We start from the raw sequence: 25,369 nt of genomic DNA, 5'->3' as shown, positions 1-25,369 counted from the left end.
AGCCGCACAGTCTACCACTCCCCCTTCCGGGCCAACAATAAAACGTCTGTTATTAAGCGGTTAGTCAACCGCGTTCCAGCTCATCCAGGATAGGACACTCCGGATTTTCGTCCCCGTGGCAGCAACAGACCAGCCCTTCGAGGGAGGTCAGCATGGCCTGCAAGCCTGCGATGCGGCTGCGCAGATCGACTATTTTCTCCTGCGCCAGCTTCTTCACCTGAGCGCTGGTTCTGTGTTCGTTCCGATAGAGCGCCAACAGCTCCTGGCACTCCTCCAGATTGAAGCCTGTCTCCCGCGCACGCTTGACGAAGCGCAGCTCCCGCAACGCACCCTCCGTGTAGCTGCGATAACCGTTATCGCTGCGTACAGGGGCTGAAATGAGGCCGATACTCTCGTAGTAGCGGATGGTCTTGGCGGTCAGTCCCGTCGCCTTGGCTACCTTGCTGATGTTCATGGATGACTCCTTAACGGTTCGATTCAGTGCTGACATGGTGGCTGGCATGGGCGAGCGCCCGCGGTTGCCAGCGTTTCAGTAACAGGGAATTGCTCAAGACTGTGATGCTGCTCAGGGCCATGGCCGCCCCCGCCAGCTCGGGGCTGAGGTAACCCAGCGCCGCCAGCGGAATGCCGATGATGTTGAACACGAAGGCCCAGAACAGGTTCTGCTGTATGGTGCGCCAAGTGGCCGCCGAGATGTCGATGGCATCGGCCACCAAGCGAGGGTCAGATCGCATGAGAGTGATGGAGGCGGTCTCCATTGCCACATCGGAGCCGGAGCCCATGGCGATCCCCACATCTGCCGCCGCCAACGCAGGGGCGTCGTTCACCCCGTCCCCCACCATGGCCACCAGCCCCTGGGTGCGGGCGCGCAGCGCCTCCACTTTTTCCACCTTGCCCGCAGGCAGCACGGAGTCAAAGGCTCCGTCCAACCCCAGCTTGGCGGCGATATGGGCCACCGGCGCCGGCGCATCACCGCTCACCAGCCAGCTGGCGATGCCGCGCTGGCGCAGGGTAGCGATGGCCTCGGGGCTCTCGGGGCGCAAGGTATCGGCCAGGGCCGCTATGCCGGCCACCACACCGTCGATGGCCACCCAGACCCGGGTCGCGCCGTCGGCGGCTTGTTCATCCTGTTGTGGTACGTCAATGCCGAGCTGGGCCAGCAGACTGGCATTGCCGATGGCGACCGAATGATCCGCCACCTGGCCGAGGATACCGGCCCCGACCCGCACCTCCACCGCCTCCGGCTGGGGCAGCACGGCATCCTGACCGGCCGCCTCGCGCATGGCCAGCGCCAGCGGGTGCTCACTCGCCTGCTGCAGTGCGGCGGCGAAGCGCAGCTGCTCGTCGTTGCCGCTCCAGCTCGCCAGCACCGGCCGCCCCTGAGTGAGGGTACCTGTCTTGTCGAAGATCAGCGCCTTGATGGCGTGGGCCTTCTGCAGGGTATCCACATCCTTGATCAGAATGCCGTGGCGCGCCGCCACCCCGGTGCCGGTGACGATGGCGGCCGGCGTGGCCAGTCCCAGCGCGCAGGGGCAGGCGATCACCAGCACGGCCACCGCCGCCAGCAGCGCCTGACCGAAGTCGTTGCCGATGGCGTACCACACCAGCAGGGTGAAGAGGGCGATGGCCATCACCACAGGCACGAACACGGCGGAGACCTTGTCCACCAGCTGCTGCAGCGGGGCCTTGCCCATCTGGGCACTCTCCACCAGGGCGATGATCTTGCTGAGGCTGGAGTCCTCCCCCACCGTGGTGGCCTCGATCTCCAGCACGCCGGAGCGGTTGATCGCACCGCCCAGCACCTTGTCGCCCTCGCCGCGCAGCACCGGCAGGCTCTCGCCGGTGAGGATCGACTCATCCAGCTCGCTCTCGCCGCTCACGATTCTGCCGTCCACCGGCACCCGCTCACCCACCAGCACCCGCAGCCGATCGCCGCGCAGCACTTCGTCGATGGCGACGCTCTGCCAGCTCTCACCGCGCCAGACGGTGGCGGTTTCCGGCCGCAGCGCCATCAGTTCGCGAATGGCGGACTGGGTGCTGCGTCGGGCCCTGGCTTCCAGCAGCTTGCCGAGGGAGATCAGGGTGATGATGATGGCGCTCGCCTCGAAATAGAGCTGGCCGCTGGCGGCCATCCCCAAGGTCAGCAGCAGATAGAGGCTGTAGAAATAGGCGGCACTGGTGCCGGTCGCCACCAGCACATCCATGTTGGCGGAGCGGTTCTTGATGGCGAGCCAGGCACCGCGATAGAAGCGGGCCCCGATCCAGAACTGCACCGGGGTGGCAAGCACCAGCTCCAGCCAGGCGGGCAGATGCCAGGGCAGCAGACCGGCCATTGAGAACATGCCCACCAGCAGCGGCAGGGTCAGCAGGGCCGACATAACAACCTGGATCAGCGCCTTGTACGCGGCGGCGGCTTCCTGCTCTTCACGCGCCTGCAACTGCTGGCGGCGACCGCTGGCAGAGCCCTGCGCCAACTGGGCTCCAAAACCGAGCTCCTCTATACGTTCGCGCAACGAGGCCGGCGTCTGCATACCCGGCACCAGCTCGATACGGGCCTGCTCGATGGAGAAATTGACCTCAGCCGAAATAACGCCAGGCAATGCCGCCAGCATCTTGTTCAGACGAGCCGAGCAACCGGCACAGGTCATGCCGCTGATCTGGAAGGAGAGCGTCTCGTGGCCATAGTCATAGCCCTGTGCCTGAATGCTCTCCAGCACAGCCGGCAAACGATCGGGGCTGGCCAGGTCGATGGCGGCCTGCTCCAGCGCGAAGTTGACGGTCGCCTCGACCCCCTCCAGCTTGTTGAGGGCGGTCGTGATGCGGCTGGCGCAATTGGCGCAGCTCATGCCTGTGAGCGGCAGCTGCAGATGGATGGGTAATTGAATATGAGTGGTCATCTTGTTCCTCCTCGGAACCCGTCGGCCAGAACGAGCACCGACCAGCAAACCCTAACCTTTACCTTAAGGGTAAGCTCAAGCCACCTGACTCACTTTTTGCAGATGAAAAAATGGCGCCCGTTTGCTGCCAGAGAGCAAACGGGCGCCGCATTCAACTATTACGCGGTGTGATCAGCTCAGATGCCGTATTGGGCGCGGTACGCCTTCATGGCAGCCAGTTGCGTAGCCAGCTCCGGCTGCTCGGCCTGCTTCTCTTCCAGATAGGCGATGAGATCCCCCATCTGGATGATGGCGATGATGTGGGCGCCGTAGTCACGCTCCACCTCCTGAATGGCGGAGAGCTCACCCTTGCCCTTCTCCTGACGATCCAGCGCGATCAGTACGCCAGCCAAGGAGGCGCCGTTGGCCTGGATCAGATCCATGGATTCGCGGATGGCGGTACCGGCGGTGATGACGTCGTCCACCAGCATGATGCGCCCCTTGAGCGGGCTGCCCACCAGATTGCCGCCCTCGCCGTGATCCTTGGCCTCCTTGCGGTTGAAGCACCAGGGCACATCCACATCGTGTTGCTCCACCAGCTGCACGGCGGTGGCGGAGGCGATGGGGATCCCCTTGTAGGCCGGGCCAAACAGCACATCGAATTCGATGCCGGCATCCATCAGGGCGGCGGCATAGAAGCGGCCGAGGCGGGCCAGATCGCGGCCGCTGTTGAACAAACCTGCGTTGAAGAAATAGGGGCTTTTACGACCGGATTTCAGGGTGAATTCACCGAATTTGAGGACCTGCTTCTCCAGGGCGAACTCGATAAATTGACGCTGGTAGGCTTTCATTCTGGCTCCTTGCTTGGCTTGTCGTTTACTTGTGTGGGGGTATAAAAAAACGCGGTCAATGCCGCGTTTTTCAAAACAGAAATTAGGAGAGCGACTGCTTCTGCAGCGCGATAATCTCTTCGATGCCGCCCTTGGCGAGCGCCAGCATGGCCAGCAACTCCTCATGGGTAAAGGGCTCGGCCTCTGCGGTGCCCTGCACCTCGATGATGCGACCATCCTCGGTCATCACCACGTTCATGTCGGTCTCGGCGGCGGAATCTTCGATGTACTCCAGATCGCAGATGGCTTCCCCTTCGAACATGCCGACGGAGACGGCGGCGATCATCTGCTTGAGCGGGCTCTGCTTGATCAGTCCCTTCTCCACCATCCAGTTCAGGGCATCCACCAGGGCCACGCAGGCACCAGTAATGGCAGCGGTGCGGGTGCCGCCATCAGCCTGCAGCACGTCACAGTCAACGGTGATGGAGTGCTCGCCCAGCGCGGTCAGATCGACAGCCGCACGCAGGGAGCGGGCGATCAGACGGGAGATCTCCAGAGTACGGCCACTCTGCTTGCCGGCGGCCGCTTCGCGGTTCATCCGGGAATGAGTGGAGCGCGGCAGCATGCCGTATTCGGCAGTGACCCAACCCTGACCCTTCCCTTTCAGAAAGCGCGGTACGCTGGTGTCGACGCTGGCGGTGCAGAGCACGCGAGTGTTACCGAACTCCACCAGCACTGAGCCTTCTGCATGTTTGGTGAAATTGCGGGTAATGGTAACCGGGCGAAGTTGCGCGGCACTGCGATCGCTGGGACGTGACATGGAACGGACCTCTGGGCTGGCTCAAATTGGCGGGGGATTATAAGTGATCCCGCCCCAAATATCAGCCGCTAAGAAGCGGTTCCTGATCAGTCGTGAAAGACCGTCGCCAAGGTGAATGAGCGCGCAGGAACAGGCAGCAATAACCATCAATAGGGATGCAGGGCAGCAGCGCCACAAAAGCTGGACCTGGTTCTAAAACCACGGCATCGGCTGACGAGCAGGGCCGGGCTGAGTATACTGGCCCCACACTTCATCAAGCTCGGAACAATCAATGATTCACAGCATGACCGCCTACGCCCGCAAGGAATTCAAGGGCGACTGGGGCACAGCCGTTTGGGAAATTCGTTCGGTCAACCAGCGCTATCTGGAAACCTACATTCGCCTGCCGGAGCAACTGCGCAGCCTGGAGCCGGTGCTGCGTGAACGTTTCCGCGCCAAGCTGCAGCGCGGCAAGGTGGAGTGCAACCTGCGTTTCGAAGCAGCACAAGCCGCCGCCAGCCAGCTGCACATCAATGAAGAGCTGGCCAAGCTGATCATAGACAGCGCCAACTGGGTAATGAAAGAAGCGGGCCAGGGCCAGCTCAACCCGGTCGACGTGCTGCGCTGGCCGGGTGTCATGGCCGCCGCCGAACAGGACATGGACGCTGTTGCCACCGAGCTGCTCGGCGGGTTTGACCAGACCATGGAGGATTTCATCGCCTCCCGTGCCAGCGAGGGTGCCAACCTCAAGAACTTGATCCAGCAGCGTCTGGATGGCATTCAGGTGGAAGTGAAGAAAGTACGCGTGCACCTGCCACAGATCATAGAGTGGCAGCGCCAGAAGCTCACCGATCGCCTGACCGAGGCCAAGGTGGAACTGGATCCGGCCCGGATCGAGCAGGAAATCGTGCTGCTGGCCCAGAAGATCGACGTGGCTGAAGAGCTGGATCGCCTGGAGATGCACATCAGCGAAACCATCAAGATCATGAAGAAGGGTGGCGCCTGTGGTCGCCGTCTGGACTTCATGATGCAGGAGTTCAACCGCGAGTCGAACACGCTCGGTTCGAAATCCATCAACGCCGACGTGACCCAGTCCGCCGTCGAGCTGAAAGTCCTCATCGAACAGATGAGAGAGCAGATCCAGAACATAGAGTGATGGATGCAAGAAGCCCGTCAGCGACGGGCTTCTACTTTGTGTTCGCACTACGCCACCATTGGCTTGAGCCAGATCAGATTTTCACTCAGAGCCGACAGCATCTGACTCGCTTGTGCGGTATGCTGGCACGCTGATGATCAACAACGACCTCTATTGAGGCCTGCCTTATGAAATACCTTGTAGTACAAACCAAGCAGATAGGGGATGTGCTGATCTCCACCGCGCTGTGCAACAACCTCAAGCAGAACGAGCCAACCGGGGAAGTTCACTATCTGGTCATGGACTATTGCGCGGGTATGGCGCAGGGCAACCCCAATATAGATCGACTCATCGTCATCGAGAAAGCCAGGCGCAACGACTGGCGTTACATGAAGGACCTGCTGCTGGATATCCGCCGCGAAAACTATGACGTGGTGGTCAACAGCCAGGGCCAGATGATAGGCCTGCTGACTTGCCTCTTCTCCGGCGCCAGGTTGCGGATAGGATTTGACTCCTTCCCCTGGCGGCTCGGCCACAACCGCATAGTGCGCTTTCGCAAAGACACCGAATTCCAGGGCAACAGCACGCTGGTTGACGACAGGTTCTCGCTGCTAAAACCCCTCAAACTGGCCAGGGAAGATCGCAATTACCATCTCTGGCTGAGTGAGGAAGAAAAACAGCAGGGACGTGAAACCTTGCAGGCAGCCGGCGTCGATCCCGCGCGATCCTTGATCGCCATGGGGGTCAACTCGCTGGGGCACTACAAGCGCTGGCCCATCGACTGCTTCGCCCAGGTTGCCCAATGGCTCATCGAACAGCACAACGCCCAGATCCTGATCTACTGCGGGCCGGGAGAAGAAGAGTACAACCGCAGCCTCAAACCGCTGCTGTCAACCGAGCTGCAGGCCAGCGTGTTTGACCACATCAAGACCCGCTCGGTGCGGGAACTGGTGGGTCTGTTCGCCCATTGTCAGCTGTTTGTCGGCAATGATACAGGCCCGCGCCACATGGCCCAGGCCATCGACCTGCCCCTGCTGACCATAGTCGCCCCGGGCGGCGACAAGATCATCGCCAACCCGGTCAACCACCCCCGTTATCAAGCCATCGATATCTTCGATGCCAAGGGGGCAGAAACTGACCAGCTTTCAGCACTGAATAAAAATGGCACGAATGAACAACTCTATCGCCTCATTACCCCTGAGATGGTGACGGAAAGACTGAGTACACTTATTGCTCAATTGAAAGCAACATAGAAAGCGCGTCAGATATTGCATGACTTTCTACATTGTTCATATCCGCATTGATGCCTGGAGAGTGGCTAAATATCACCTTGGTTAAGGGCGAGGGACTTGGTAGCCATTGATTGAACTCATTCCCATGTAGTGGGTAAATAGCGATTAGTGGTTTTTTGAGTCCGGCTGCGATATGAACGATGGCAGTATCGACCGAAATGACCACGTTGGCTGCCCGAATGCAATAAATTGCATCCTCAATTGTATTCACCCCTTCCAGTAGCGCCACATTGTTTGCACCACAACCATTTATCATTTTCTGTGCATCCTCACGAGTAGCCGGTGAGGAAAGTAGAGCAAAATGACGAGTGGGGAAACACTGACCCAAAACAGTCAGCAATTCCGTTACCTTTCCTTGTGACATGGACTTGTAACGCGTGCTACCAAAAGGATTGATGATAATACTATTGTCGCAGCCAGATATAACCTTGTCTCTAGCAACATCGGGGATGATATATGTAGTATCTACATCCATTAACCCTAACATGTTCAATAGATATGTATATTTCTCTTGAAATAGCATGCCCTTGGTAGTATCAGAGAGCTTTATATTTACCCGTGCGACATTATCATCCAGCGATGCGATATTGGTTGGTGATAACTTATACAAAAAGTATAAGTCTTTCATCTTCATCCCTTCGGTGAGATGTATTGCCAGATCCACATGAGGAATTGACAAGGCTATATCGCAAAGAGTTTTGTAACTTGGCCTTTTAGTTACTTCTATCACATGGTCAACACCAAACCCCTCTCGATACAAAGGTGCCAAGGCAGGGGAGGTAATAACAGTAATGAATTTATTAGGCAGCTTTTTCAGCTCTCGAAAGAAAAATGATGAGGCAAATGAATCGCCTATCTTAGCATCCCAACGAATAACTAAAATATGACTTATGTCTCCTTGCAAGCCAAGAGGGGTCTTCTTGTCAAAAAAAATAATTCCCAAGGCTCGACGAATCCGGTCGCGTAATAGCTGCAGATATCCAATCACGATTCGACCTCTCGGTTAGCCAGATGAGGACCATAGTTGCGATCATCGATCGTTGTCTCAAACAATCCTACATCCATGCAGCTTGGCTCAACTCCGGATGCAGTCAGTCCATTCAATTGCAACCGCCCGGTCAGATAATCAGAGGGCATTCTGATTGGATATGCCTTGCTTAATAATTTTTTAGCGCCAGACAATGTCAATATATAACCAGCAGTAGAGATTATCCCACGTTTAGAGCTACAACTTGGGGTGCGATATCTTGCAAGACGATATCCCTCTGGCAAAGGCTTCATCCATGGCCAACATTTAGCTTTGCCATGATACAAGAAAATAATCTCAGAATGACTCTTTGCAATGGCGCTCTCCATAATCGCGTTGAAGTGCATATGGATATATATATCATCCTCCAGCACCACACAACGCTCTATGTTTTTTTCCACCATCATCTCATACAACCTGATATGACTCATGGCACAGCCTACTTCGCCCATGCTGAGATCGTGACCACACGTCTCACGGGCAAGGGGAAAGTCAACATGCTGCAACTCAGCATCACTCAACGCTTTACCATCGACTGCATCGAAAAATGTAAATTCAAGGCCAAGATGCTTCATCTGTTTAATCAGCATTGCTCGCCGATCTTGACTTCGAGAAAGACTAATGACAAATATCGGAATCATAATGTGCTCTCATTTACTTTTATTTCAGATGAATGCCAAACAAATATCATACTCAAGACATATAGATATAGTATGTCTTGATGTTCAAATGGTACGTCGCTGAATGCACTGATGGCAAAGGAAAGTGGAATCAGAACACATGCTGCATCTCCACCCATTTTTTTTATGGACAACCATAGAGGTAGGAAAAGGAATGCTACCAGCACGACAAAACCTATCCCACCTCGAATAACCAGATTCTGCATATATTGGCTGTGAGCATGTGCCAAGGCAGCATTCAGAGCCAATGGAGGAACCAATCCTCGCGCGACCTGCTCTTGTTTCAATGCATCAAAACCATTAGTACCCACTCCGGTAACAGGTGCATCCAGAAACCCAAGCCAAGCACTCTGCCATGCAACGACCCTCAACCCCCACGAAGAGTTGTACGATCCTTTTTCAGCCAAATTAAGATCAGAAACCGCATCTGCGACCCTGAGTTGTACCAATTGATTGGTATGGTAAGTAATACCCATGGATGCGATGCACAATATTGCTATGGCAATATATTTCCATGGTTTGAATAACGCCTTGTAGCAAATGACATAACCAACGATACCACCAAGGGCCAACCAGACCCCCCGACTCTGGGACAGATAGAGAGCAAACAGGGCCGCCACCAACGCGACCAAGGCACCATACCTTATCCAGCGCAACAGTTGCCTCTGCTGGAACACAAACCAGTTCAATATCGCCAGTGTCAATGCAGCCTGTGAAAAGAGAATGGCATTGGTAAATCCTTCAACTCTGACAATACCACTCTGATATTGCCAGAGGCTCATAATACCCAAGCCAATACCCCCAGTGACAATCGCAGCATAGCCCAATGTCAACAGAACTGGCTTGCGTGGTATCATCAACGCAAACACGACAACGTAGAATAAACCACGCATCACACCATATTGATCACCATGGATCAGCCGGTTTACAAAAATCATGACTGCATAGGCTGCCAAGACCCAGAGAATACGCCGGTCCTCAAGCCCGACGTCTCGCTTTTTACCAACAAAGTAATTTAGCAGACCAAATACGGATGCCACGACGAGTAGATTGGAAAGAATTGTCTGGCCGGCTGGTACCAAAAAAAGGCCGCAAAAGGAAAACATAATCACCAGCGCAAACAAGGCTGTCGTAGCTTTGTCGAGCAGTTCGAGGCTTCTAATGGACATCAATTATTATTTCCTGAATACGTAGTTACCCCGAATCTTCCGCCACAGGCCAAAAACATCGGTACGAGGGAAAATGGCGATGCGACGGATCCGGTAGGGATCCTGATGCATGGCTCGGGGACCACTGTTGGTGGCTACGGCAAAGCGGTAACCAGCGGCCTGTGCCTGCTCCTTGGCGCTATCATCCATGTCCCCATAAGGGTAAGCAAACGACAGCAGCGAATAGCCAAGCAATGCCTCCAACTGTCGTTTATTTTCTCTTATTTCATGGGCTTGTTGCTCGGGGGGGAGCTTGCTCAGCCGTGGATGGGTCAGGGTATGGCCCCCAATCTCCACATGGCCGGAGGCCACCAGTGCTTTTATCTGCTCCCCATTCATCAGGGAAATCTGGGTATCCGGGTTGGTGGGGTGTTCCACGTCCCAGCGATTATGCTCCTCTCCCGTCACCACATATACCACGGCTTTGTAATCGTATTTTTCAAGCAATGGCAGCATGCGGGTCAGGTTGTCCTGGTAGCCGTCATCGGCGGTGATCATCAGGTACTTCTTGCCATATTCCAGGCGATGAATGAAGCCCCTGTCAGCCAGATCGCGGAAGGTCAGCGTCTCGTAGCCCAACCATTTCAGCAAGCGCAGATGCTTCTCAAACATGGCAATCGGCATCCAGGTACCATGCACCCCCTTCTCGCTGTCATGCTCGATAAAGCGGTGATACATGACGATAGGCATCTCCCGGCGCAGGGTCTCGACTACAGCATCCTGATAGACAGACTCCAGACCGGATACTACCCCTTGCAAGCCATACTCAGCCTGAATGCGCTGGCAAATAACGTCAGGCACACTCCGGCTGGCCAACGCAGGCAGAATTTGCGCCTTCAAGGCAGCGAAGTCGATAGCCAGATCCTTGGGGCCTATGTCACCAAAGTTGCTGGCCAGCGCCTCCGCCAGATTCTGTTCAGTCACCAGACCAATCGCCTTGGCCTCGCCGATGGCAAACGCAGGGCGCCCGCACAGCAGTGCCTCCATTGCGACCCTACCAGCCCCGATCACCAGATCGCAACCCGCCAGCAAGGCAGGCACATCATCCACATAGCCGACAAAATCGACCTGGTTCTGAAAGCGACAGAAACGCTCGGGCACCTGACTGCCGCTCACCACACGAACCTGACAAGTGTCCAGATCAAGCACCTCATCCAGCAGGCGATAACAGAGCTCGCCCTTGGGACCGCTCAGGCGACCTATGATGGCGATCACAGGCCTGGCATTGTCAGGCACAGGCACAGGCTGGAACTTGTCGGTCTCGATACCGTTGCGCAGTACCTGCACTATGTCCGGATCCACCCCCAGGTTGTCGATGATCTGGTGGGCTATGTCTTCACAGACAGCCACAGCCCTAAACCCAAGGGCATGGAAGGCCTTGCGAGAGGCGTGTACCGGCTGACGCCCATGTACCGTGGTGATCATAGGGGTACCGGTCAGCTTGCAGGCCACATAGCTGCTCCAACCGGAGGCTCGGGAGTGGGCGTGTACCAACTGAATATGGTGCTTCTTGATGAGATAGATGAGGTAAAACACATGCAAGAAACGGCGCAATATGCTGCGCTTGTTGAAACGCAGCTTGAACACCGGCCCCAGAGTAGGCTTGGTCAGCGTATCCGATACGTAGCAAACCTGATGACCACGTCGGGTCAATTCGTTACCGACAGTGGTGGCATAGACCTCAGCTCCCGTCACTTCGAGCTGGGAGAGTGCCATCAATATGTTCATATTTTTCCCACCCACAACGTATTCTATACATCTCTCTACCATTTCATGAGAGAGCGGTAGACGAATTTCATCATGCCGATGAGGCGATGACTAGGTATTTAATAGTGTCTCAATATCTTGCATGCTGCGTTCGAAGCTGAAAAATTCAGATCGCTGCTTTGATAACTCAGCATAGCGTTCACGAATGGCATCATTCTCCAATAGCATTTTCAAACCATCAGCTAACGCTTGTGCATTCGCAATGGGTACCAAATGACCAAACTCTCCATTGCTTAATGCCTCTTTGGGTCCGGTACACTCGGTCGACACGATGGGTTTGCCGAGCGTCATCGCCTCAACCAGTACAACTGGATACCCTTCATAATGAGAAGAAATGACAAATATGTCACAACCTGCGATGTAGGGATAAGGGTTATCTTTGAAACCAAGCAAGTTAGTATTATTACCCAGTTGATGCTCTGTGATATAGGCTTCCAGGGTCGACCTGTCCGATCCTTCACCAAGAATCGTCAAGTGATAATTCAATCCCGCAGATATGTTTATTCTGTGAGCATCCAACAGAACATCAAATGCCTTTTGATCATTGAGCAAGCGACCAACAGCCAATACATTGAGGCCCGAACCAACTCTGATTTTCTGTTCGCCACCATCAATGATTTTTTTTAGATCTATCGGGTTATAAATAACTGAGGTAATATCATTGAGGGCAGGGTAAAGACTCAAAATTGAATGCTTAGAACCTTCCGAAACACAGATTATTTGATCCATGCTCTCATATACGGCCTTCTCTATCTCTCTTGGCAGGGTATGATGTTTCTCCAGGTCTATATGTACCCATGCTATTTTTTTCTTGGGACCATCCAGGTGGGATAATAGCAAACTACTGTCACCCTCCAGAAAAGAAACCCCGACATCATACTCTTCTGGAAACGACATATTGGCTAGCCATGGCTTTGATAGAACTACATTAAGCCATCTTTTCTTTAGCGAATACATCATTCCTCTACGCACTAGCCCCGTAGGCTCTGCATCTAGCAGGTACCGTATTTTTACATGAGGTGGTATTTTTGATAAATACATTCCCTCACGTTTCAATAATAACAACGTGACGTCATACTTTATATCATCAAGACTATTGACAATATTAACCAATACCTTTTCAGCCCCTCCTCCTCCCAACGTCTCCATCAGGAATAGCACTTTCTTTTTCATACTTAAAGTCACTTCAATTGGAGGTTTTAATACTAAAAATACGGGCCATCTCTTTAGGAGACGGCCCGGACTCCATAAGGCTGATTTACGCCCGGTTCAACCAGACCATGTAATCGGCCACGCCTTCGGCCACTGTCTTGAACTCGGCGTCATAACCCACGCTGCGCAGCCTGGTCAGGTCTGCCTGGGTGAAGCTCTGATAGCGCCCCTTGAGATGATCCGGGAAAGGGATGTACTCAATGGCGCCCTGCTGGTGATGCTTGATCACGGCCTCGGCCACGTTCTGGAAAGGCTCGGCTCGGCCGGTGCCGCAGTTGAAGATGCCGGAGTGCTGCGGGTTCTGCCAGAACCAGAGGTTAACCTTGCAGACATCGTCCACATAGATGAAATCACGCATCTGGCCACCATCCGGGAAACCGTCACAGCCCTCAAACAGCTTGGGATTGTCACCCTGCTTCACCTGGGTATTGAGGTGGAAGGCAACGGAAGCCATGGAGCCCTTGTGCTGCTCGCGTGGACCGTAGACGTTGAAGTACTTCAGACCCACGACCTGGGAGTTGATCTCAGGCAGCCAGCGGCGCACGTACTGGTCGAACAGCTGCTTGGAGTAGCCATAGACGTTGAGCGGCTGCTCGAACTTGGGATCTTCGATGAAGTTGTCGTTGCGGCCACCGTAGGTCGCGGCGGAGGAGGCATAAATGAACGGAATTTCCCGCTCGATACAGTAGTGGAACAGATCCTTGGAGTACTCGTAATTGACCTCCATGATGAACTTGCCATTCCACTCAGTGGTGGCGGAGCAGGCACCTTCATGGAAGATCACCTCGATGCCGTCATCCCACTCTTCAAATTCGTCACCGGAGACGATCCGCGCCTGGAACTCGTCCTTATCCATGTAATCGGCAATGGTCAGGTCGACCAGATTGACGAACTTGGTGCCGTCGGTCAGGTCATCGATGACCACGATATCGGTCCGTCCTTGAGCGTTCAGCTGCTTGACCAGATTGCTGCCGATAAAGCCAGCACCGCCAGTTACTACGATCATGGAGTTTGCCTCGCGTACGTTGATGGTCACATGTGACTGCTTGTTAAAGCTGTGTATAGTGAGCCAATTTGAAATTGCCGAAAAGTTTATCACGGGCCGCAAGGGGATTCGACCTTGATGCAAGGGGCCCGCCAGAGGGAACAGTGATGAAAACCAGAGACAGGATCATTCACAGCGCCACCGAGCTGTTCAACGATCAGGGTGAACGCAACATCACCACCAACCACATTGCCGCCCATCTGGGCATCAGCCCAGGCAACCTTTATTACCATTTCAGGAATAAAGAAGACATCATCCACTCGATTTTTGATCAATATGCCCGTCACCTGAGCGAGAGCTTTACCCCGGCGCGCAGCAACGAGATCAAGCTGGAAAACCTGATGGGCTACCTGGATGCCATCTTTTATCTGATGTGGCAGTTCCGTTTTTTCTACGCAAATTTACCGGACATCCTCAGTCGCGATGAGCCATTGCAGCAGAAGTATCTCAAGGCCCAGGAGCAATTGCGCTCCTCCGTGGTCGCCCTGCTCAGGAGCCTGCGCGAAGGGGGTATCATAGATGTCAACGACGAGGACCTGCCCGACCTTGGCCAGACCATCAAGATGGTGGTGACCTGCTGGATCCCGTTCCAGATTGCCCAGGCCCCCCATACCCGCATCACCAAGCCACTGCTCTACCAGGGGGTATTGCGGGTGCTGTTCCTGCTGCGTCCCTATATTCAGCCCCAGGTGGCCGGGCAGATCCGTCAACTGGAGCAGCATTACAGTCAACTGGCCCAACCAGCAGGGTGAGATCTGTTTCACAATTGTTGAATGTCAGCACAATCATTTGAATTCACCGCAACAGATTGCAGTAAAATACTGCCCATTGTTGATAAACAGCTGCAATAGCCAATAAGGATCGAGGATGTCTAACGGATTCTATCGTCACCTGACCGAGCAACTTGGCCAAGTACAGGCTGAAGGATTGTACAAGCAGGAGCGCATCATCACCTCGGCCCAACAGGCCCAGATTGCGGTGGGCGGTGAGCAGGTACTGAACTTCTGTGCCAACAACTATCTGGGACTGGCCAACCACAAGGAACTTATCGAAGCAGCCCATCAGGGGCTCGATAGCCACGGCTTCGGCATGGCCTCGGTGCGCTTCATCTGCGGTACCCAAGACAACCACAAGGTGCTGGAACAGAAGCTCTCTGCCTTCCTCGGCACCGAGGATACCATCCTCTACTCCTCCTGCTTCGATGCCAACGGCGGCCTGTTCGAAACCCTGTTCGGTGCCGAAGACGCCATCATTTCCGATGCCCTCAACCATGCCTCCATCATAGACGGCGTGCGGCTGTGCAAGGCCAGGCGTTATCGCTATGCCAACAACGACATGGCCGAGCTGGAAGCCCAGCTCAAACAGGCCAACGCCGATGGTGCCCGTTTCAAGTTGATCGCCACCGACGGCGTCTTCTCCATGGATGGAGTCATCGCCGATCTGAAATCCATCTGCGATCTGGCCGACAAGTACGATGCCCTGGTGATGGTGGATGATTCCCACGCAGTCGGATTCATTGGCGACAACGGTCGCGGCACCCATGAATACTGCGGTGTGCTGGACAGAGTCGACATCATTACCGGCACCCTGGGCAAGGCACTGGGAGGCGCCTCCGGTGGCTACACCTCAGGCAAGAAAGAGGTGATCGACTGGCTGCGTCAACGCTCCCGTCCCTACCTTTTCTCCAACTCGCTGGCCCCCTCCATCGTCTCGGCCACCATCAAGGTGATCGACATGCTGGCCGACGGTCACGAGCTGCGCGCCCGCCTGAAAGAGAACAGCCGTTACTTCCGCGAGCGGATGAGCGCTGCCGGATTCACCCTGGCAGGTGCCGATCACGCCATCATCCCTGTGATGCTGGGGGATGCCAAGCTGGCCTCCGAAATGGCGAGCCGCATGCTGGCCGCCGGCATCTACGTGGTGGGTTTCTCCTTCCCTGTCGTCCCCAAGGGCCAGGCCCGCATTCGCACCCAGATGTCCGCCGCTCATACCCGTGAACAGCTGGACAAGGCGATCGATGCCTTCATCGGCATCGGCCGCGAACTCGGTGTCATCTGATTTGAACCAAGGGGCTGCAGCCCCTTTTTTCTGCATTCATCGTGATTGACTGGCATGAAGGAACAACCATGAAAGCACTCTCCAAACTCAAAGCCGAAGTCGGCATCTGGATGACGGATGTCCCGGCACCCGAGCTCGGCCACAACGATCTGCTGATCAAGATCCGCAAGACCGCCATCTGTGGCACCGACATGCACATCTACAACTGGGACGAATGGGCCCAAAAGACCATCCCCGTGCCCATGGTGGTCGGTCATGAATACGTGGGCGAAGTGGTCGCCGTCGGCCAGGAAGTGCGTGGCTTCGCCGTGGGGGATCGGGTCTCCGGCGAGGGCCACATTACCTGCGGTCACTGCCGTAACTGCCGGGCCGGCCGCACCCACCTGTGCCGCAACACCATAGGGGTCGGCGTCAACCGCCCGGGTTCCTTCGCCGAATATCTGGTGATCCCGGCCTTCAACGCTTTCAAGCTGCCCGACAACATCCCCGATGAACTGGCCGCCATTTTCGACCCGTTCGGCAACGCAGTGCACACTGCGCTCTCCTTCGACCTGGTGGGCGAAGACGTGCTCATCACAGGTGCAGGCCCCATCGGCATCATGGCTGCAGCCGTCTGTCGCCACGTGGGAGCCCGTCATGTGGTGATCACGGACGTCAACGAATATCGGCTGGAGCTGGCTCGCAAGATGGGTGCCACCCGCGCCGTCAACGTCAGCAAAGAGAAACTTGCTGACGTGATGAGCGAACTCGGCATGACTGAAGGCTTCGACGTGGGGCTGGAGATGTCCGGTGTGCCCTCGGCCTTCCAGGACATGATCGACAAGATGAACCACGGCGGCAAAATTGCCATGCTCGGCATCCCCCCCTCCACCATGGCCATAGACTGGAACAAGGTGATCTTCAAGGGACTGTTTATCAAAGGGATCTACGGCCGCGAGATGTTCGAGACCTGGTACAAGATGGCAAGCCTGATCCAGTCAGGTCTGGATCTCACTCCCATCATCACCCATCATTTCCATATCGATGACTTCCAGCAAGGCTTCGAAGCCATGGGGTCAGGCAAGTCCGGCAAGGTAATCCTCAGCTGGGACAAATAAGCCCTTGGGTCGCCCTCTTTCATGAAACCCGGTGAATACCGGGTTTTTTTATCATGCATCCTCACCAGTTTGTGATCTGACGAAGAAACTTTGCACGCAGAGTGCTTAACACTTCACACACAAGCGTTTAAATGGCTGTAACTATTCGGTTATAATCCAGCCGTTTTCTAGGGATAATAAAAGCCTGCTGGGAGTACATGAGCGTGTTGAAAAAACTGAGCTATTTGCTGGCTGTCGGAATGACGGCTGCCAGTTTGTCCGGCGTTGTACTTGCTGCCGATGAGATGTCACCGGACGCGATTGCCGAACGGATCAAGCCCGTCGGTCAGGTCTATACCGCCAAGGAGCTGGAAGGGATTGCGACTGCAGGCGCAGCTCCTGTGGCGGCAGCACCATCCGGCCCACGTGATGGCGAGGCCGTGTACAAAGGGGCGTGCTTTGCCTGTCATGACATGGGTATTGCCGGTGCCCCCAAACGCGGCGACAAGGCTGTGTGGGAGCCACGCATAGCGCAAGGCATTGATATATTAAAGAAACATGCAATTGAAGGCTTCACCGGCAAGAGCGGTGTGATGCCAGCACGGGGGACTTGCGTCACCTGTAGCGATGAAGAGATCGAAAACGCCATTCACTACATGACCGACAACCTCTAAGTGATTGAAAGGGCCGCAATTGCGGCCCTTTCAATCTGTTTACTTCCGACTACTCTTTGTAAGGTAGGCAAACCGGGAGTTTCTATGTCAGCCCAACCCACAGCACCGCATTACTCGACTCCCTTGTTGGCGTTGGTTTCCTCTATTATGGACTTCCCAGCACCCTCCGAGGCCACCCCTAAAGAGTATGACACCCTGATCCAGCAGCTGAACCAGCTCTGTCCTCTGCAACATTTTGGCATATTGGGCTTATCGGAAGCGGGGCTGCACTGGGTCTGCGAGCATCAGATTTCTGACCGTTTCAAACTGCAGCTGGGGCTGGAGGAGTCGCGGATCTCCGATCAGCTTGACCAGCTCGATGAGGCGAAAGGCTGGTGCATACTGCCGGTCGAGCACGGTCAGATACAGTGGTTACTGGCCTGCTGTCAGCCCAAGGATCTGCCCACACTGCGCCTGTTGCTGGAATGTCTCGCCAAGCGGCTGAATGAAACCCAGGCAGGCTCCCAGCTATCGGAACTGGCCTCCCCCCTTATCCGCAAGGATCCGGACTGGCAAAAAAAGATTGAGAGCATCAATCGCATTATCCGCCTGGCCAATACCCTGCCCAGCCAGGCACTGTTCTCCCAGCTGGAAGCTGTGCTACGCCAGATACTGGCCATTCAGGACATGTTGCTGGTCCGAATAGACAGCCATCGGCTGGAAAAAATATATCCCGAGCAGCCACCGCACAGCGATGAGTTCATCACCAGCCTGTGCCACAGCACCAACAACATGGAACAGCACAAAGAGCAGTTGCACTGGTACAGCCAGCCCTTGCGCCTGCAGCAGCAATACTTTGCCCACTTCCTTATCAGTACTCAGCAGCCGCTGGAGACAGATAACCGGTTGTTCCTCGACTTTCTGCGCAGCCAGCTGACCCTGTTGCTGGAGCTGAGGCGGATCCGGCAGCAGCTGCACGACATCAACTCGGAAGACTCCATCAACCAGCGCCTGCAACAGCTGCGGCAGACCAATCTCAGATTGCAGAAGCAACTCAAGCAACACCAGGAGCTCGAACGCAGGCTGCAATTCGATGCGCTTCACGACCCACTGACCCAGTTGCCGAATCGGGCGCTGTTGATGAACCACCTCAACCACGCCATGACCCACTTCCACCGCTACAAGACGCCAGGATTTGCACTCATCTTCGTCGATGTGGATCACTTCAAGCAGGTCAATGACACCCTGGGCCATAGCGCTGGCGATCAGTTGCTCAAAGAGATGAGTCGCCGTCTGCAAACCTGCATCAGACAAAACGACATGGTGGCCAGACTGGGAGGGGACGAATTCGTCATCTACTTGGACAACAGCAAGGACGAGGAGGATATCAGCCCTGTTCTCAACCGCGTCATCAGCCGCCTCTCCTATCCATTCCGGCTGCAAGGCAATGAGCTGAGCATCACAGTCAGCCTGGGGGTGGCCAGTGTGTCGGAGCAGACTTCAGATATCAGTCAGCTGCTGCATCAGGCCGACCTGGCCATGTATCAGGCCAAACGCAACGGTCGCAGCCGCATCGTCAGCTATTCGGAAGAGTGCTCGGCCCAGACCTGGACCTCACCGGAGGAGATGCTGGCCAGAGCCCTGCGAGAGGGGCGCATAGTGCCTTATTTCCAGCCGGTGATCCGGCTCAAGGACAGTCGTCTGACCGGGCTGGAGGTGATGGCTCGCTGGATCACGGAGGAGGGTGTACTCAAGGATGCCTTCGACTTCATCCCGTTGGCGGAGCAGTGCGGACTTATTCAGGAGCTGGATTACCAGATACTGCGCCACACCTGCCAACAACTGAAGAACTGGCTGCCCATGTCGGGCCAGAGCAAGTTCAAGGTTGCGATCAACCTCTCCGGCAAGCATCTGGTCAACCACGATCAGATCATGCGACTGGTCGACATTATTGAGAGCGAGGGGATAGCACCGGGTTACCTGATTTTCGAATTCAACGAGCGGGAGCTGTCGCGGCAGGATTCCGATGCCCTCACCTCTTTGCACGAGCTTAGGGCCAAAGGCATTCAGATCAGTCTGGATGATTTTGGCACCGGCTTCTCCTCCCTCAATGCCCTGTTCCACTTCCCGGTGGATTACATCAAGGTGGATGACAGTTTCACCCATCGCATGCTGCAATCCCCCAAGGATCTGGCGCTGATCCGCGCCATGCGGGACATCTGCCAGGATCTGGACTTCACCTTGGTGGTCGAAGGGATCGAGAACCAGCAGCAGTTGCAGAAGCTGATCGACATGGGTTGCCTGATGGGGCAAGGGCGCTACATCTCCCCCCCCATGCCGGGGGCAGATATCACTCCCCTGCTCAGCCAGACCAAGAGTGAACGCGGCTAGCCGTGTCGGCTCAATCCTTCTTGAACAGCGCTCGCAGGTTGGCGACGCCAACCTGCCCTTTCTGCTGGCGCTCCTCGGCCGTCACCTTCTTCTGATTTTCCCACTCAAGATCGTCTTGGGGCAGCTCCAGCAGAAAGCGGCTCGGCTCGGGCCGTACCGATTCGCCATACTGGCGCCGCTCTTTGCAGAGGGTGAAGGTGAGCTCGGTCTGGGCACGGGTAATGCCCACGTAGGCGAGGCGCCGCTCTTCCTCCACGTTGTCTTCATCGATACTGGTCTGATGTGGCAACAGGCCCTCTTCCATCCCCACCATGAAGACATAGGGGAACTCCAGCCCCTTGGAGGCGTGCAGTGTCATCAGCTGCACCTGATCGGCGTCATCTTCTCCTTCGTTACGCTCCATCATGTCGCGCAAGGTAAGGCGGGTGACCACCTGGGCGAGCGTCATCGACTCTTCCAGCTCATCCCCTTCCAACATTTCGGTGATCCAGCGGTAGAGGGTGGAGACGTTCTGCATCCGCATCTCGGCCGCCTTCGGGCTGGGGGAGGTCTCGTAGAGCCACTCTTCGTAGTGGATCTCCTTGATCATGTCCCGCACCGCCTCCACCGGGTTGCCCCGCTGCGCCTGTTCGCCTAATCGCACCAGCCAATTGGTGAAGGCCTGCAGGGCCACCAGACCACGACCGGAGAGCGATTGTTCCAGCCCCAGCTCAAAGCTGGCGGCAAACAGGCTCTTGCCACGCTGGTTGGCATACTGACCCAGTTTTTCGAGCGTGGTGGGACCTATCTCCCGCCGTGGCAGATTGACCACCCGCAGGAAGGCGGTGTCCTCGTCCGGATTCACCAGCAGCTTGAGATAAGCCATGATGTCCTTGATCTCGGTACGGGAGAAGAAAGAGGTGCCGCCCGAGATGCGATAGGGGATGCGGTTGGTCATCAGCGCCTTCTCGAAGATGCGCGACTGATGGTTGCCACGATAGAGGATGGCGTAATCCTTGAACCGGGTGCGGTTCATGAACTTGTGGCCCATTAGCTCGGCGGCGATCCGCTCCGCTTCGTGCTCCTCGTTCTTGGCAAACAACACTTTGACCGGCACCCCGTAATCGAGCTCGGAGAAGAGCGCCTTGTCGAACACGTGAGGGTTGTTGGCAATCAATATGTTGGCGCATTTCAGAATGCGCCCCTTGGAGCGGTAGTTCTGTTCCAGCTTGATGAGCTTGAGACTCGGAAAGTCTTCGTTGAGCAGCACCAGATTCTGCGGCTTGGCACCGCGCCAGGAGTAGATGGACTGGTCATCGTCCCCTACCACGGTAAAGCGGGCCCGCTCGCCGACGATCTGCTTCACCAGCTCGTACTGGCTGGTGTTGGTGTCCTGGTACTCATCGACCAGCAGGTAGCGGATCTTGTTTTGCCAGCGGGTGCGGACCTCTTCATTGCTCTTGAGCAGCAGGGTCGGCATCACGATAAGGTCATCGAAGTCGAGCGCGTTATAGGCCACCATCTGGCGGTGATAGCGCTCATAGAGCTGGGCCATCAGCACCTCTTCCGGCCCCTGGGCGATACGCATGGCACGCGCCGGCAGTATGAGGTCGTTCTTCCAGTTGGAGATCTGGCTGATGAGGGCCGACAACTTGTCCTTGTCATTATCCAGCTCAGCCTCGGTCAGCTCCTTGAGCAGTGCCAGCTGGTCGGTATCGTCGAACAGGGAGAAGTTAGCCTTGAGATTCAGACTCTTGTGCTCACGGCGTATGATATCGAGACCCAGGGTATGGAAGGTGGAGACCATGAGTCCCCGCGCCTCCTTGCGACCCAGGGTCTGACCGACCCGCTCCTTCATTTCCCGCGCCGCTTTGTTGGTAAAGGTGACGGCTGCTATGTTGCGGGCGTTATAGCCACACTGCTGTACCAGGTAGGCGATCTTGTTGGTGATGACGCGCGTCTTGCCCGATCCGGCTCCCGCCAGCACCAGGCAAGGGCCGGAGACAAACTTGACCGCTTCGTTCTGATTGGGGTTGAGCTTCATGGGCCGGATCTCTTGGCTTATGATGAGGGGCGGCATTGTAACAGAAATCAGCGGGCGAGCCGTATCGATGCACCATACACCATCAGTCGGCAAGCATCGTGCGCCTTGTGTTCGAGCGCCATTTTCAGGATCATGGCCGACTTTTCCAGATGATGACGAGGGGAGCATGAATCAGCAAGAGCACGACCAACTGCGCAGCCAGTTTCCGGCCTTGGCGCAGCAGGTCAACGGCCATCCTCTGGTCTATCTGGATAACGCCGCCACCACCCAGAAACCCCAGGCGGTGCTGGATGCCATAGCGCACTACTATCGGGCCGACAACGCCAACGTGCACCGCGCTGCCCATGCCCTGAGCAGCCGCGCCACCCGGGCCTTCGAGGCCGCCCGCGAGACGGTCGCCCGCTTCATCAATGCGCCTCACTGTCGCGAGGTGATCTGGACCCGCGGCACAACCGAGGCAATCAACCTGGTGGCCCAAAGCTGGGGAATGAGCGAGCTCAAAGCGGGAGACGAAATCGTACTCAGCACCCTGGAGCACCATGCCAACATAGTCCCCTGGCAGCTGATTGCCCAGCGAACCGGCGCCGTTGTCCGGGTCATTCCCCTCAATGAGCGGGGCGATCTGGATATGGCCGCCTACCTAGCCATGCTGGGACCGCGCACCCGACTGGTGAGCGTGGCCCATGTCTCCAATGCCCTCGGCACCGTCAATCCGGTATCGCAGATAGTAACTGCCGCCAAAGCTGTCGGCGCCCTGACCCTGATCGATGGTGCCCAGGCGGTGGCTCACCTCGAGGTAGATGTGCAAGCCATCGGCTGCGACTTCTACGCCTTCTCCGGCCACAAGCTCTATGGCCCGACCGGCATCGGCGTGTTGTGGGGCCGCACCGAGCTATTGGAACGGATGCCGCCATGGCAAGCTGGCGGCGAGATGATCGACAGGGTCAGTTTCAGCGGCACCACCTTCAACGCCCTGCCGTTCAAGTTCGAGGCAGGCACCCCGCACATCGCCGGTGCCATAGGCCTGGCTGCCGCCATCGACTTTATCATGCAGCAAGACAGGGTTGCCCTGGTTCACCACGAGCAAGTACTCACCGACCATCTGGTGGCAGGGCTGCGGCAGGTACCGGGTCTGCGTCTTGTCGGTGAACCCGGCCAGCGCGCCGGCGCCGTATCCTTCTTGCTGGATGACATCCATCCCCAGGATGCCGCCACCCTGCTCGACATGCAGGGCATAGCGCTGCGGGTCGGCCATCACTGCGCCATGCCGCTGATGGAGAGCCTTGGCATCGGCGGCACCATGCGGGCCTCGCTGGCCTGTTACAACAATCAAGACGACGTGGATGCCCTGCTGGCGGCTCTGCGCAAACTCAGTGACTTCTTCTAAGGCAGACAACCTCATGAACAGCCTCGCAACCTATACCCAGATCGGCCTGGAACCCAATGCCGAGGGCATCCGCCAACAATTTGCGGCCGCCCACGGCTGGGAAAACCAGTACCGGCTCATCATCCAGCTCGGCAAGCTGCTACCCGTCCTCCCTGCCGAGTGGCAGCAGGAGGAGTTTCGTCTCAAGGGGTGTGAAAGCCAGGCCTGGCTGAAAGGGGAGCAGGGAGAGGATGACCGTTGGCATTTTGCCTGCGACTCCGACGCCCGCATAGTGCGCGGCCTCATCGTCATCCTACTGGCGGCGCTCAACCACCAATCCGCAGAAGTGATTCAGGCCTTTGACATGGAGGCTTATTTCACCGAGCTGGGGCTGGAAAAACACCTGAGCCCGTCACGGGGTAACGGGCTCAGAGCGATCGTGCTGGCGATCCGGGAGCAGGCAGTCTAATCCGCCTTGTTCAGTGGTCGATTACGCTTCGCTAATCGACCCTACTTCTTCACTCCCGGCCTCTTTTCCGGCGCGAGCACCCCGCTCGGCAATCTTCTTCAATACCCTGGACGCGGCAACCAACCCAAAGGTTGCCGTCACCGGCGTCACAGCACCAAAGCCGGAGGCACAATCCATCTTCATGGTGCCATCGCTGGCGGCCTTGGCCTGACAGGTGCCACCATTGCCATCCGGGTAACTCAACTGCTCGGTTGAAAAGACACACTCCACTCCGAACTTGCGAGCAGGATTCTTGCTGAAATTGTGCAGCCGGCGCAGATCCGAGCGCACCTTAGCTGCCAGCGGATCCTGAATGGTCTTGGCCAAATCGGCCACAGTAATCTGGGTGGGATCCATCTGCCCGCCAGCACCACCCGCCACAATCACAGGGATCTTGTTGCGCTTGCAGAAGGCAATCAGCGCCACTTTGGCCTTGACCGAGTCGATGGCGTCCACCACGTAGTCAAACTCCCGCTTGATATGCTCGGCCAGGTTGTCAGGAGTGACGAAATCATCCACCTCGATCACGTCACAATCCGGATTGATGGCTCGAATGCGCTCTGCCATCACTTCGGTCTTGAGGCGGCCGACCGTACACTGCATGGCGTGGATCTGGCGATTGGTGTTGGTGATGCAGATGTCGTCCATGTCGATCAGGGTGATCTGGTTGATGCCAGCACGGGCCAACGCCTCGGCCGCCCAGGAGCCGACCCCGCCGATGCCCACCACGCAGACCCTGGCCTGACTGAAGGAGCCAAGTGCACTCTGACCATAAAGACGGGCAATGCCCCCGAATCGCTGTAGATATTCTGCTTTCATACCATCACCTTGCTTGAGGGCGGCCATTATAGCGGCAACCGCAGCCAGCGGCGATCATCAAGAGGGCTCAGTATGGAGAAAGGAAGAGGGGGTGGGGAATGGTGACCGCTGACTTTGCAGTTTCGGAAATGAAAAAAGCCCAGTCTTTCGACTGGGCTTCTCAATTTATTGGCGGAGCGGACGGGACTCGAACCCGCGACCCCCGGCGTGACAGGCCGGTATTCTAACCAACTGAACTACCGCTCCGCTGTCTGGTTAGCTTTTTGCTAAATTGTCTGCCGTTTCAACGAGGTGTCATCCTCTCGGCCAATGACGTGATTTTGCACATCATCGTTTAATTGGGTGCCTGGCAGTGTCCTACTCTCGCATGGCGAATGCCACACTACCATCGGCGCTACCGCGTTTCACTTCTGAGTTCGGCATGGGATCAGGTGGTTCCACGGCGCTATGGCCGCCAGGCAAATTACTTCAATCTTGGAAAGCTGACGTGAATAACGAGTTGCCTGTTGGCTTCGCTATCACTGAATTAGTTAGTAGTTCGTTCATTCGCTACAAGGCCAGAAACACTTCTTGGGTGTTGTATGGTTAAGCCTCACGGGTAATT

General features: G+C 56.2%; 21 protein-coding genes, 1 tRNA gene and 1 rRNA gene. 9 read left to right on the top strand and 14 right to left on the bottom strand.

Annotated features, from left to right (window positions below; all coding sequences use genetic code 11):
• Positions 1-64: 64 nt before the first annotated feature.
• The 4 genes from cueR to rph form a co-directional block, all read right to left on the bottom strand.
• Positions 65-454: a Cu(I)-responsive transcriptional regulator gene (gene cueR, locus GWQ27_RS04935; RefSeq protein WP_005318178.1), complete on the bottom strand. Its 390-nt coding sequence runs from the start codon at positions 452-454 to the stop codon at positions 65-67.
• 10 nt (positions 455-464) lie between these two features.
• Positions 465-2,897 (bottom strand): heavy metal translocating P-type ATPase, encoded by a 2,433-nt coding sequence (locus GWQ27_RS04930; RefSeq protein ID WP_275906810.1) that lies wholly within the window; start codon positions 2,895-2,897, stop codon positions 465-467.
• A gap of 176 nt (positions 2,898-3,073) precedes the next feature.
• Complete coding sequence (gene pyrE, locus GWQ27_RS04925) at positions 3,074-3,727, bottom strand: orotate phosphoribosyltransferase (protein ID WP_219598053.1); 654 nt, start codon at positions 3,725-3,727, stop codon at positions 3,074-3,076.
• 82 nt (positions 3,728-3,809) lie between these two features.
• Positions 3,810-4,526, bottom strand: coding sequence for a ribonuclease PH (rph, locus tag GWQ27_RS04920; protein ID WP_275906809.1), 717 nt, complete (start codon positions 4,524-4,526; stop codon positions 3,810-3,812).
• A gap of 271 nt (positions 4,527-4,797) precedes the next feature.
• Between rph and GWQ27_RS04915 the strand changes: the two genes are divergently transcribed.
• Both GWQ27_RS04915 and GWQ27_RS04910 read left to right on the top strand, forming a co-directional pair.
• Positions 4,798-5,661 (top strand): YicC/YloC family endoribonuclease, encoded by an 864-nt coding sequence (locus GWQ27_RS04915; protein ID WP_059169735.1) that lies wholly within the window; start codon positions 4,798-4,800, stop codon positions 5,659-5,661.
• Positions 5,662-5,828: 167 nt separating this feature from the next.
• Positions 5,829-6,893, top strand: a complete 1,065-nt coding sequence (locus GWQ27_RS04910) for a glycosyltransferase family 9 protein (protein ID WP_275906808.1) — start codon at positions 5,829-5,831, stop codon at positions 6,891-6,893.
• Here the strand turns inward: GWQ27_RS04910 and GWQ27_RS04905 are convergent.
• The 6 genes from GWQ27_RS04905 to rfaD form a co-directional block, all read right to left on the bottom strand.
• The gene (locus GWQ27_RS04905; RefSeq protein WP_275906807.1) at positions 6,868-7,920 is read right to left on the bottom strand and encodes a glycosyltransferase family 9 protein; all 1,053 of its coding nucleotides are present in this window, start codon (positions 7,918-7,920) and stop codon (positions 6,868-6,870) included. The genes GWQ27_RS04910 and GWQ27_RS04905 overlap by 26 nt on opposite strands.
• Positions 7,917-8,549, bottom strand: a complete 633-nt coding sequence (locus GWQ27_RS04900) for a glycosyltransferase family 25 protein (RefSeq protein ID WP_275906806.1) — start codon at positions 8,547-8,549, stop codon at positions 7,917-7,919. Before GWQ27_RS04900 ends, GWQ27_RS04905 begins: the two co-directional genes overlap by 4 nt.
• A gap of 47 nt (positions 8,550-8,596) precedes the next feature.
• A complete protein-coding gene (locus GWQ27_RS04895; protein WP_275906805.1) occupies positions 8,597-9,808 on the bottom strand; it encodes an O-antigen ligase family protein in 1,212 nt (403 codons plus the stop codon).
• Positions 9,809-9,814: 6 nt separating this feature from the next.
• Entirely contained in the window at positions 9,815-11,575 is a 1,761-nt protein-coding gene (locus GWQ27_RS04890; protein ID WP_275906804.1) for a polysaccharide deacetylase family protein, read from the bottom strand.
• Positions 11,576-11,665: 90 nt separating this feature from the next.
• On the bottom strand, positions 11,666-12,787 hold the full coding sequence (locus tag GWQ27_RS04885; RefSeq protein WP_275906803.1) for a glycosyltransferase: 1,122 nt from the start codon (positions 12,785-12,787) through the stop codon (positions 11,666-11,668).
• An 85-nt stretch (positions 12,788-12,872) separates the two neighbouring features.
• Positions 12,873-13,832: an ADP-glyceromanno-heptose 6-epimerase gene (gene rfaD, locus GWQ27_RS04880; protein ID WP_275906802.1), complete on the bottom strand. Its 960-nt coding sequence runs from the start codon at positions 13,830-13,832 to the stop codon at positions 12,873-12,875.
• A 146-nt stretch (positions 13,833-13,978) separates the two neighbouring features.
• Here rfaD and GWQ27_RS04875 point away from each other — a divergent pair, with 146 nt between their 5' ends.
• The 5 genes from GWQ27_RS04875 (at position 13,979) to GWQ27_RS04855 (ending at position 20,049) form a co-directional block, all read left to right on the top strand.
• A complete protein-coding gene (locus tag GWQ27_RS04875) occupies positions 13,979-14,623 on the top strand; it encodes a TetR/AcrR family transcriptional regulator (RefSeq protein ID WP_005318149.1) in 645 nt (214 codons plus the stop codon).
• A gap of 115 nt (positions 14,624-14,738) precedes the next feature.
• A complete protein-coding gene (locus tag GWQ27_RS04870) occupies positions 14,739-15,929 on the top strand; it encodes a glycine C-acetyltransferase (protein ID WP_021140267.1) in 1,191 nt (396 codons plus the stop codon).
• A gap of 68 nt (positions 15,930-15,997) precedes the next feature.
• Positions 15,998-17,026, top strand: coding sequence for an L-threonine 3-dehydrogenase (tdh, locus tag GWQ27_RS04865; RefSeq protein WP_021140268.1), 1,029 nt, complete (start codon positions 15,998-16,000; stop codon positions 17,024-17,026).
• A 197-nt stretch (positions 17,027-17,223) separates the two neighbouring features.
• Positions 17,224-17,679, top strand: a complete 456-nt coding sequence (locus GWQ27_RS04860) for a c-type cytochrome (protein ID WP_005318144.1) — start codon at positions 17,224-17,226, stop codon at positions 17,677-17,679.
• Positions 17,680-17,763: 84 nt separating this feature from the next.
• Positions 17,764-20,049 carry an EAL domain-containing protein gene (locus tag GWQ27_RS04855; protein ID WP_275906801.1) on the top strand — a complete coding sequence of 762 codons (2,286 nt, stop codon included), beginning with the start codon at positions 17,764-17,766 and terminating at the stop codon, positions 20,047-20,049.
• A 10-nt stretch (positions 20,050-20,059) separates the two neighbouring features.
• Here GWQ27_RS04855 and rep read toward each other — a convergent pair whose 3' ends face one another.
• A complete protein-coding gene (rep, locus tag GWQ27_RS04850; protein WP_059113836.1) occupies positions 20,060-22,072 on the bottom strand; it encodes a DNA helicase Rep in 2,013 nt (670 codons plus the stop codon).
• A 166-nt stretch (positions 22,073-22,238) separates the two neighbouring features.
• On the opposite strand from rep, the gene GWQ27_RS04845 reads away from it, so the two are divergent.
• Both GWQ27_RS04845 and GWQ27_RS04840 read left to right on the top strand, forming a co-directional pair.
• The gene (locus GWQ27_RS04845) at positions 22,239-23,459 is read left to right on the top strand and encodes a cysteine desulfurase (protein WP_275906800.1); all 1,221 of its coding nucleotides are present in this window, start codon (positions 22,239-22,241) and stop codon (positions 23,457-23,459) included.
• 13 nt (positions 23,460-23,472) lie between these two features.
• The gene (locus GWQ27_RS04840; protein ID WP_192896387.1) at positions 23,473-23,907 is read left to right on the top strand and encodes a SufE family protein; all 435 of its coding nucleotides are present in this window, start codon (positions 23,473-23,475) and stop codon (positions 23,905-23,907) included.
• 21 nt (positions 23,908-23,928) lie between these two features.
• Here GWQ27_RS04840 and tcdA read toward each other — a convergent pair whose 3' ends face one another.
• From tcdA to rrf, 3 genes are all read right to left on the bottom strand, one after another.
• The gene (gene tcdA / locus GWQ27_RS04835; RefSeq protein ID WP_275906799.1) at positions 23,929-24,765 is read right to left on the bottom strand and encodes a tRNA cyclic N6-threonylcarbamoyladenosine(37) synthase TcdA; all 837 of its coding nucleotides are present in this window, start codon (positions 24,763-24,765) and stop codon (positions 23,929-23,931) included.
• A gap of 169 nt (positions 24,766-24,934) precedes the next feature.
• Positions 24,935-25,011, bottom strand: a tRNA-Asp gene (locus GWQ27_RS04830).
• A gap of 98 nt (positions 25,012-25,109) precedes the next feature.
• Positions 25,110-25,224: ribosomal RNA gene (gene rrf / locus GWQ27_RS04825) — 5S ribosomal RNA — on the bottom strand.
• Positions 25,225-25,369 lie beyond the last annotated feature (145 nt).

Origin of the sequence: Aeromonas sp. 5HA1 (assembly GCF_029237245.1) — a bacterium.
In the GTDB taxonomy this organism is placed as follows: Bacteria; Pseudomonadota; Gammaproteobacteria; order Enterobacterales; family Aeromonadaceae; genus Aeromonas; species Aeromonas salmonicida.
This window is presented reverse-complemented; position numbering and strand designations above follow the sequence as displayed.